Annotated in this window: 6 protein-coding genes and 1 pseudogene; 6 read left to right on the top strand and 1 reads right to left on the bottom strand. The window is 41.3% G+C overall.

Annotated elements, in window-relative coordinates:
• On the top strand, window positions 1-490 hold a 490-nt coding region (locus LZG71_RS13165; protein WP_233821077.1), incomplete at its 5' end, for an energy transducer TonB.
• A gap of 512 nt (window positions 491-1,002) precedes the next feature.
• Here the strand turns inward: LZG71_RS13165 and LZG71_RS13160 are convergent.
• The gene (locus LZG71_RS13160) at window positions 1,003-2,040 is read right to left on the bottom strand and encodes a hypothetical protein (protein ID WP_233821076.1); all 1,038 of its coding nucleotides are present in this window, start codon (window positions 2,038-2,040) and stop codon (window positions 1,003-1,005) included.
• Between the two features lie 296 nt (window positions 2,041-2,336).
• On the opposite strand from LZG71_RS13160, the gene LZG71_RS13155 reads away from it, so the two are divergent.
• From LZG71_RS13155 to LZG71_RS13135, 5 genes and pseudogenes are all read left to right on the top strand, one after another.
• Window positions 2,337-2,762 (top strand): hypothetical protein, encoded by a 426-nt coding sequence (locus LZG71_RS13155; RefSeq protein WP_233821075.1) that lies wholly within the window; start codon window positions 2,337-2,339, stop codon window positions 2,760-2,762.
• A 555-nt stretch (window positions 2,763-3,317) separates the two neighbouring features.
• Window positions 3,318-5,705, top strand: a complete 2,388-nt coding sequence (locus LZG71_RS13150) for an ABC transporter permease (protein ID WP_233821074.1) — start codon at window positions 3,318-3,320, stop codon at window positions 5,703-5,705.
• A 242-nt stretch (window positions 5,706-5,947) separates the two neighbouring features.
• Window positions 5,948-6,793, top strand: coding sequence for a chromate resistance protein ChrB domain-containing protein (locus LZG71_RS13145; RefSeq protein ID WP_233821073.1), 846 nt, complete (start codon window positions 5,948-5,950; stop codon window positions 6,791-6,793).
• A gap of 82 nt (window positions 6,794-6,875) precedes the next feature.
• The gene (locus LZG71_RS13140; protein WP_233821072.1) at window positions 6,876-8,069 is read left to right on the top strand and encodes a chromate transporter; all 1,194 of its coding nucleotides are present in this window, start codon (window positions 6,876-6,878) and stop codon (window positions 8,067-8,069) included.
• 20 nt (window positions 8,070-8,089) lie between these two features.
• A pseudogene (locus LZG71_RS13135) lies at window positions 8,090-8,821 on the top strand (DUF2490 domain-containing protein).
• The last annotated feature ends 214 nt before the right edge of the window (window positions 8,822-9,035 follow it).

The following is a 9,035-nucleotide window of genomic DNA, read 5'->3' as shown; positions in this document are numbered from 1 at the left end:
AATATACCGTATCATCTTCCGTTTCCTGGCTATTTTTGGCCAATATTCAGTTGATGTTACAACGAATAAACTCTGTAAGCGAAACTTAATTCCCAAACACACTCTAAATATTTCTTTGGGTACAAATGGAACATTGCTACCACAAGCGTGTGAAGGTCACTACGACAAGTCATCTAAGATGATGGTTTATTCGATCGCAGAGGTGCAACCTGAATTCCCAGGGGGAAGCCAGGAGTTCTACAAATTTTTAGGCAAAGAGTTAGACCTGACCAATGAAGAATGGGAAGATACCGGAATGTATATAAAGTTAACTTTCATAATTGATAAAAAAGGCAAGTGTACCTCCTATACCATTTCCAATAATGCTACTAATATTGGCAAGGTAAAAGGCAAAATACAACGCTTATTTGAAAAAATGCCAACATGGACTCCGGGAAAATGCAATGGAAAACCCGTAGCAGTTAAATACACTTTGCCGATTAGAAGATAGATTCTCTTAAAGAGATAACTGCTTTAATCAAGCAGATAATTTTATTCTAATTGTTGTTTCCTGTCTTGTTGCTACGCATTTTCGGCACTAAGGAATACTCACCCGCTCTTTTCGTTCGAACCTCCAATATCGGCGACTTGCAAATTTTCACATCGGAGGAAATAATTCCATTGAGATAGCCGGCAGTGAAAGGCTTCGCCTGAGAATTGGAGGCATATTTTTTTCGTGTTTCCTATAATATTAAAGTTAAGAATTAAAGGAAAAAACACTCTCTTAGTTTCTAGTCACAGATGTCCACTTTTAGCTGACGATTTACAATTAGGAGTACTAGACAAGCTAGAATAAAAAGTGACGTAAGTCTATTGATTGGTAGGGACTGCCAAAGATCACAAGTGTCCTTACGATTGGGGCTATACAGTTGGCACAGCTACGAATAGCGTATCGTTTCGCCATGCCGCAAGGTTTTTTAGAAATACCCTTGTATACTCCCGCTGCATCAATTCATGTAAAAACTACCGTTTTTTCACAAATATTGAACTGGCAAATGTTCCATTACCATTATTGGGTAATACGACCGGTACTCCATTTTTCCAATACATAGGACTCTTAATTGCGTTATCAAAACCTTCACCTGCCACATATACGTCATTGTTAAACACAAGGACACTGGAAACCCGAATGGCCCCGGGAAGGCTCTGGGATATTCCATTTTTCCAAAGTATTGCGACTCTGGTATTGTCGTAATACTGCAGATTCCCAACACAATATACATCTTTACCTGAAACGGCTATGTCAACTACTTCTGAACTGTATTCTGAGCCATCTGTAAGATAATTCCCCGCCCCATTTTTCCAATATCTGGCCCTGGATCCACCTCTAAACCCTTCGCTTCCCGCCACATACACGTTTTTACCGGATACAGCAACTGAGTTGGCGTAGGAAGTGTTGATAGGATCACCCAAAGTTACAACTGTTCCATTTTTCCAATAAACGGCGGTTTCATCTTGGAAGTTAAGTGAACCTGCAACATAGACATCTTTTCCAGCTACAAAAATTCCTCGCGAGCGAGAACCTCTAACATTAGCTTCATCGAGCGGTATTGCAACACCATTTTTCCAGTAGGCCGCTTGCATTCTGAGTTGCGGAGTATTAAGCCCATCTCCAGAGATATAAACATTTCCGTCTGAAACTACAACATCATATAACAGCTTAGCAGGTATGCCATTCTCGACATTTGATACAACGCCGTTCTTCCAATATTGCCCAGTAAATGGAGAAAATACAATATCGGAAGTCACTGAAGCGTCCCCCACAACGTGTATGTCGTTTTCTGATACAAAAATTGCTCTGGCTTTTGCGAAAGTATTAGCAGTAGCCAGATTTACCATCTCACCATTTTTCCAGTATTGGCCATAGCTACCATAGGTATTTGATAAAGTTACATAGACATCTGCCGGTACAAGAGGATCTACATCCGATTTTGACTTCTTTCTGCAAGACAAACAGAACAGACAAAGAAAAAAAATCGCAAAACTATATACTTTTTTCACAGGTATGAATTTTACAAAAATTTATCAGGTTCCAAAGGTACATGCATCTTCACAATTAGCAAAGTAACCGCCTGACTGCCTATGTGCGACTGCAAATTCTCCAACGCTTAAAGCAATTATTTAGATTTAATATCCCAGATGAACCTTTTTTTGATCATAAAAGAACTAATTTCACGAAGTACATCGAAATTAATTCTTCCTGACCATCAATTCTAAGTCGAGCTAATTTAAAGCTGCTTACTAAAATATACGGATTTATTTATATTTACACTCCGTAAAAAACAATTTTATTTTAAATGAAGAACATAGTTTTACTATTCCTTATCTTTTGTACATTAACTTCTTGCAGGAAAAACCGTGAGCCGGATTTGGCAGGGAAATTCGTAGGTGACTTTTATGGATCAAAAAAAGACAGCAACGTAAATACAACCGAAACGTGGAAAATAACAAAGCAAGATCTAAATCATGTAAATGTCATTTTTTTCTTTACGAATACTTACCCGGATGGAAGCATCACACGATCTAAGTACGATATTTACATTCCTAACGTAACCGTTTCTGACAATAATGTTCTGGATTTCAACAACCTATTTGTTACTAATCAGTTAGATTACAGCGTCATTGGCAAAGCAAAACTTATAGATAACACTCTAGATTATGATATCACAATTAAGAGTGAATACAATACTTCAAAATTGAATAATAAGATTTACAGACGGTAATTCTATAATGAGAAGACTTAATACCGTAGCAACTCGATCGGTACAACCAAAAGACAATTACATCATAATCCGCTAAATGTATTTTGGAATATATTCTCGACAGCCCCACACTTGAATTGTTATAGGCGAAACCCGGAAAAGACATTGATTTAATAATCGAATACCTTCGGGATATTCTTTGGGGCTTTGAAAATCCATCACAACCTGCTGACTAGCATCATGGTAGCAATTGATACACTGAGCGTAAGTTAGGTGTTAATGAAATTGCATCCGATTTGAGGATTTTAAAAATGACTCTGTATAAATACCTTAGATATCAGGGAGTCCCAATCAGTAGTAAAAGCTAAGTCATATCTCGAAAGATTAGGCGAGACTCAAAATCGGACTTCAGTGTTCATATTCGCACAAATGAGCATAAAAAAAGTGCCTCAGTCTCATCTAAGGCAACATTCGTGCAAATGGAATAATAATTGTGATCTTGTAAGCAGTGTCTCTAATTAAGCGTTTTACAAATTGCAAATTTGAGTCAATTACTATATCATTTGAACCAGACATATGCTCAATAATTACTTTAAAATCGCTTTTCGTGTACTTTGGCGCAACAAAATTTATGTCGTCCTTAATGTAGTAGGGCTTGGTTTTGCTATTGCATGCTGCATTCTGGCTTACCTGAACTATAATTACAGAGCTAAGTTTGACCAGAACCATGCTAATACAGACGGGATTTACCGGCTGAACAGTGAGCGGATCATAGAAGGCACAAAGCAGACTTGGGGCGTTGTACCCTTACCGTTGGCCAGGACAATGCAGAAAGATTCAGCCGGGGCGGATCGCCTTGCCCGGCTTAGCAGTGCGGCTGTCATTGTGAAACACAAAGAGAATACCTTCGACGAGCGTATTCACTACACTGACAAGAACTTGCTTGATTTCTTTACGTTCCCTTTGAAATTTGGGAACCTATCAGGATTTGACAAAGCGAACCAGATAATAATCAGTGAAGCTCTTGCAGAAAAATACTTCCCAAAACAAATGGCCGTGGGTCAATCAATGACCATCGTTGGACCTGAGGGGGGAAATAAGGTTTACACAGTTGCTGCTGTAGCTCAGAAAATTCCGGAAAATTCAAGTATTCAATTTGACATTATAACATCTTTTGAGAATAGGTTTGTGAATGGTCAGTCGCAACCAGATGACTGGCGCAATCCGGAGCTCATTACCACATTTGTGCAGTTAAAGGATAAGCAAGCGGCTCATCTCATAACTTCCAACCTTATGCCCTACGTGGCGCTTAATAATAGTAAGCGCACCGACTGGCTGATGCAAAGCTTTTCACTCCAGCCATTTTCTGAGTTGGCGACCAGCTCGGATATTGACATGTCAGGATATGTACATGGGAGTCAGTTAAATTCCAATCCCCGTGGCGTTCTCGTGATTGTCCCTGCTATCATGTCCCTATTTCTGTTAATTATCACTTGCTTTAATTTTACAAATGTTTCCATAGCCTTTGCCAGCGGCCGGTTAAAGGAGATAGGTGTTCGTAAAGTAATCGGAGGCCTGCGCAGCGAATTAATCAGGCAATTCTTAACAGAAAACATTATTCTATGTCTTTTGGCATCTGCATTAGCCCTGCTATTTATAAGCCTGCTAACGCCAGCGATGATTGGATTTACAGGAATAGATCTTTCGCCAGACCTTACAAAGGATTATGGGTTTTGGTTATTTCTCATACTGGTACCCGTTGTCAGCGCCATCTGCTCTGGTTTGTATCCGGCGGTGTATATCAGTTCTTTCCAGCCAGTCCGTATTCTTAAGGGAAGTACATCTCTTGGATCCTCGAACCGTTTTACACGTTTTCTGCTCCTTGCGCAATTCAGCTTATCATGTTTCGCGCTTGTGGTTGGTATCGTCATGACCCAGAATGCAGCATTTCAACAGAATGCCGATTTTGGCTATGCGATCAATGAAATTGCGGTGGTAGAAATCGATGGTCCACAGCAGTACAACGTTTTAAGCCAGGCCATTCAGTCTAACCCAGAAGTGAAAAGTGTAGCCGCATCTGCTCAGCAAATCGGAAATGAAACATACACCTTAACAGCAAAAACTCAGAAGGGTGAACTGCAGGCACAAGTCGCACACGTTGGTGGACAGGACTACCTCAATACCATGGGGATAGCTTTGGTTCAAGGCCGTCAATTTCATAACGGCGAAGCCGATGTAGACGCATCAATACTGGTCAATCAGACCTTTGTAAAGCAGTCTGGATTGAGTCAGGCCATAGGCCAACAAATTACGCTGGACAGTGCAAAATATACAATTGTTGGAGTTGTAGCTGACTATAAAGAATATGGCTTACATGATCTAGTACCGCCCTGTGTGCTGCGCATGGCAAAGCCTGATGAATATAAGTATGTGGTTGTACGTACAAGTAAAGATAAATTGCCACAAGTCGCGGCATTTCTACAAACAGCATGGCATAAAGTGGCTCCCAATCTACCTTACCGGGGCTTTCTGCAATCAGACTTAATTGAAAAAGAACTCCGGATGACGCAAGGTTTTAAATCAATTGCTTTTTTTCTAGCCATTGTTACCTTGCTCCTTTCAGCGTCAGGTTTATTTGCCCAAATTTCATTGAACATAGATAAACGTAGCAAAGAAATTGGCATGCGTAAAGTTCTTGGTGCTTCGGTACTGCAAATAATTACTGCGGTCAATCGGCGATTCGTGTATATCCTGTTGATTGCATTTGTGGTTGGTTCGATTTTGGGTTACCTGTTTACCAGCAAATTTATTTTCAAGTTTATTTTCAAATATCATCCTGACGCCGGGCCTGCTCCATATATCGGAACCTTTCTGACCGTTGTAATCTGTTGTTGCATTATTATCGGCTCAAAGGTTTACCGTGCGGCCACAGCAAATCCAATAGAAAGATTACGCGCAGACTAGCCGCAATTTTGAAATTGGTAGGTAAGTATGTTGTTAAGCACATTGTAGCTGGATATGGAAATTTGAATTAAAGCCCGTTCACAATCTGGACGGGCTTTAATGTGTTTGCACACTATCCTGAATTTAAACCACTTTAATAGTGACGGCAGCGGGGTAAAGTCAATGTCAATCCCCTGCTCAATGAGTATTCCCATCATTTTGTCAAAACACTATCTTTGATAAATAATTAATGATAAAACTGGATGAACTGGATCACCCGTGAACGCCCTAAGATTGACCGCATCGCCTGTCCCTGGCTGATCAGAAGGTTCATCGATCCGGATGCACATTTCTTTTTTGTTCCATTGGATGAGGTGAAAGCGAAAGCAATTGAATTTGACGCCACTCCCTTTGACATTCCGGATACTGAATTCACCCATTATGAAGACCGGTGCACGTTTGATTTTTTTCTTGAACGTTATGAAATAGAAGATCGAGCGTTAAAAGATATGGCAATTATCATACGAGGGGCGGATACCGATGACCATTCACTGGCTGCCCAGTCATCAGGACTTTGGGCGATCTCGGCCGGCCTTGCCTATAATATTATCGATGATCAGGAGTTAGTTGAAAAAGGGATGCTGATTTATGATGCGCTTTACAGCTGGGCTAAGCACCTTCAAAAGCAAAAGCATACGCAAAACCCAACAGAAAAACTGCTTCTCGCTGTGTTTAACACTTATTTGGACAAACAGAAAACTGAAAATCTGAAAACACCCAGGTGGGCCAAAGAACTCAAAGAAATTATACAGGACCAGATCGACACGAACCTGAGTTTAAGCCTGAAGGAAATATCGGAAGGTTTGCAGATTCATCCCTCTTATGTATCCCGCGAATTTTCGAAATATTTCAGCAACTTGTCCTTTGGTGAATATATCCGAAAGCTGCGCATTGAAAAAGCAGTAGACCTGCTTGCAAATCCTAAACATACCTTATCAGAGATTGCGTATTTGACGGGTTTTTCAGATCAGAGCCATTTTAACAGGATTTTCAAAGCCCATACAGGTCAGAATCCGTCAGATTTTAGAAAAAATTTGGTTAAAAAGTAATCTCTGTACAAATCCGTCATTTTCATTCTATCATTTGGTTCTTGCCCGCATTAGTATTGCGGCTCAATCACCGAACAACTTGATGAACGAAAATAGCAATATTATACACCAGGAGCCAAGCTACCTCTTATCTGGTCTGGTAAAGTATTTTTTCAAACTCGGCGCATTCGGCTTTGGAGGTCCGGTTGCCTTGATTGGCTATATGCACCGTGATCTTGTAGAAGACAAAAGGTGGATATCCGAAGACGAGTACCGCGAAGGGCTTGCACTGGCTCAGCTTGCACCGGGTCCTCTGGCAGCTCAACTCGGCATTTATCTGGGTTACGTGCATTATGGAATTTGGGGGGCAACACTTACAGGTCTTGCTTTTGTGTTGCCTTCTTTCGTAATGGTCGTTTTGCTGGGTATGGCTTATAAATTATACGGTGGACTTCCATGGATGCAATCTGTATTTTATGGTGTGGGAGCTGCCGTAATTGGCATCATCTCGCTAAGTTGTTACAAGCTGACGCTTAAATCAATTAGTAAGATTGAGCTGCAGGCAATCAAAAGCCGGTGGCTTTTGTGGATTTTCTTTTTGACAATGGCCGTTGTAACCGCCATCACCCAAAGAGAAGAAGTTTGGCTGTTTATCCTGCTTGGCTTCATTTATATGGCCATCAAAGCGCCACCAAAGTGGCTGCAAAGAAGGGACACTTCTTTATCTGTTGTTCTTTTAGTTGGAACAGGGTTCTGGCAATACGAGCCTGGAGAACTTTTCAAACTGGGAATGTTTTTCACAGAAGCGGGAGCGTTTGTATTTGGCAGTGGCCTTGCGATCATTCCGTTTTTGCAGGCGGGTGTTGTTTGTGAAATGGGCTGGCTCAATGAACAGCAGTTTTTGGATTCGGTTGCTGTCGCCATGATCACGCCAGGGCCCGTGGTGATCACCGTTGGCTTTATCGGTTTTCTGGTTTCTGGCTTTGCAGGGGCTGCTGTTGCCGCGCTGGGCGTTTTTCTTCCCTGCTTTGTTTTCACGGTTTTACCTGCGCCATACTTTAAAAAGATCTCTAAAAATACCAGCATCAAAGCCTTTGTAGACGGGATCACAGCGGCTGTCGTGGGCGCCCTGGTTGGTTCGGTGTTTGTCATTGCAACCCGCTCAATTGTTGATCTGGCATCTGCACTCATTGCCATCGTTACCATCCTTGCACTCATTTACATTAAGAAACTACAAGAACCTTATGTCATTTTAGCGGCAGCTATCCTTGGCTTTTGCATCAAAACTTACCTATAAAGACATTTTTTGCCTGTTTCATGAAGAAATTAACTTTACTACTACTTGTCCTTTTCTCGATCCCATCCTTTGGCCAGAAACATGTCAACAAACACAGTGGTGTTTGGATGGGTTATTTTAACCAGACCAGGATTACCGATAAATGGGGAATCTGGCTGGATCTGCATGCCAGAAGAACTGACTTTCTCGACCGCTGGTCTACACAGATCATCCGTCCGGGAATTACTTATTACGCCAATGATCATCTCAGGTTCACGGCAGGTTATGTCTATGCGCGAAGTTATCCTGCACCCGGACTACACACCATACGCCCTGAAAACAGACTGTGGCAACAGGTACTTTGGACAAGCCGGCAGAAGCGGCTTCAAACACAGCAGTGGATACGGGTGGAAGAGCGCTTTAACCGCAAAATTGCCAATGATGTATTACAGGACGGCTCCAATTTCAACTTTCGTTTCCGGTATTTACTGAACCTGATGGTGCCACTAAACAGAGATTTCATCGAGCCCAAAACGCTTTTTTTTGCATTCAATGATGAGATACATATCAACGCAGGCAAGCAGATCACCTATAACCTGTTTGACTAGAACCGCTTTTTCGTTGGACTCGGTTACCAGTTTACCAAAGGGCTTAATTTGCAAGTGGGCTACATGAACCAGTCTCAACAGCTACCATCCGGCAATCATTTCAACAGCAATAATGTGTTGAGATTTTTTGCATTTCACAACCTGGATCTACGTAGAAAAAAATAGCGGTCAGCCATTTAACTCATTGGTATTTAAACCTCACCGATCACATCATTTTCCAGAGCGTTGCCTCCCAGATGAATTATTTAAAAAAATTCAAAAGTACCGTTATTCAAAGGTGTTAAAATGGCGTTTATGATAACTAGCTGGAATCACTTCATGCAGATATACCACGATTACAAAGAATTGAATCAGAACGCTCATCAGGTTATGGGGTTAT

It is taken from the genome of Dyadobacter sp. CY312 (genome assembly GCF_021390535.1).
GTDB lineage: Bacteria > Bacteroidota > Bacteroidia > Cytophagales > Spirosomataceae > Dyadobacter.
Note: the sequence above shows the minus strand (reverse complement) of the source record. Positions and strands in the feature narration are given on the sequence as shown.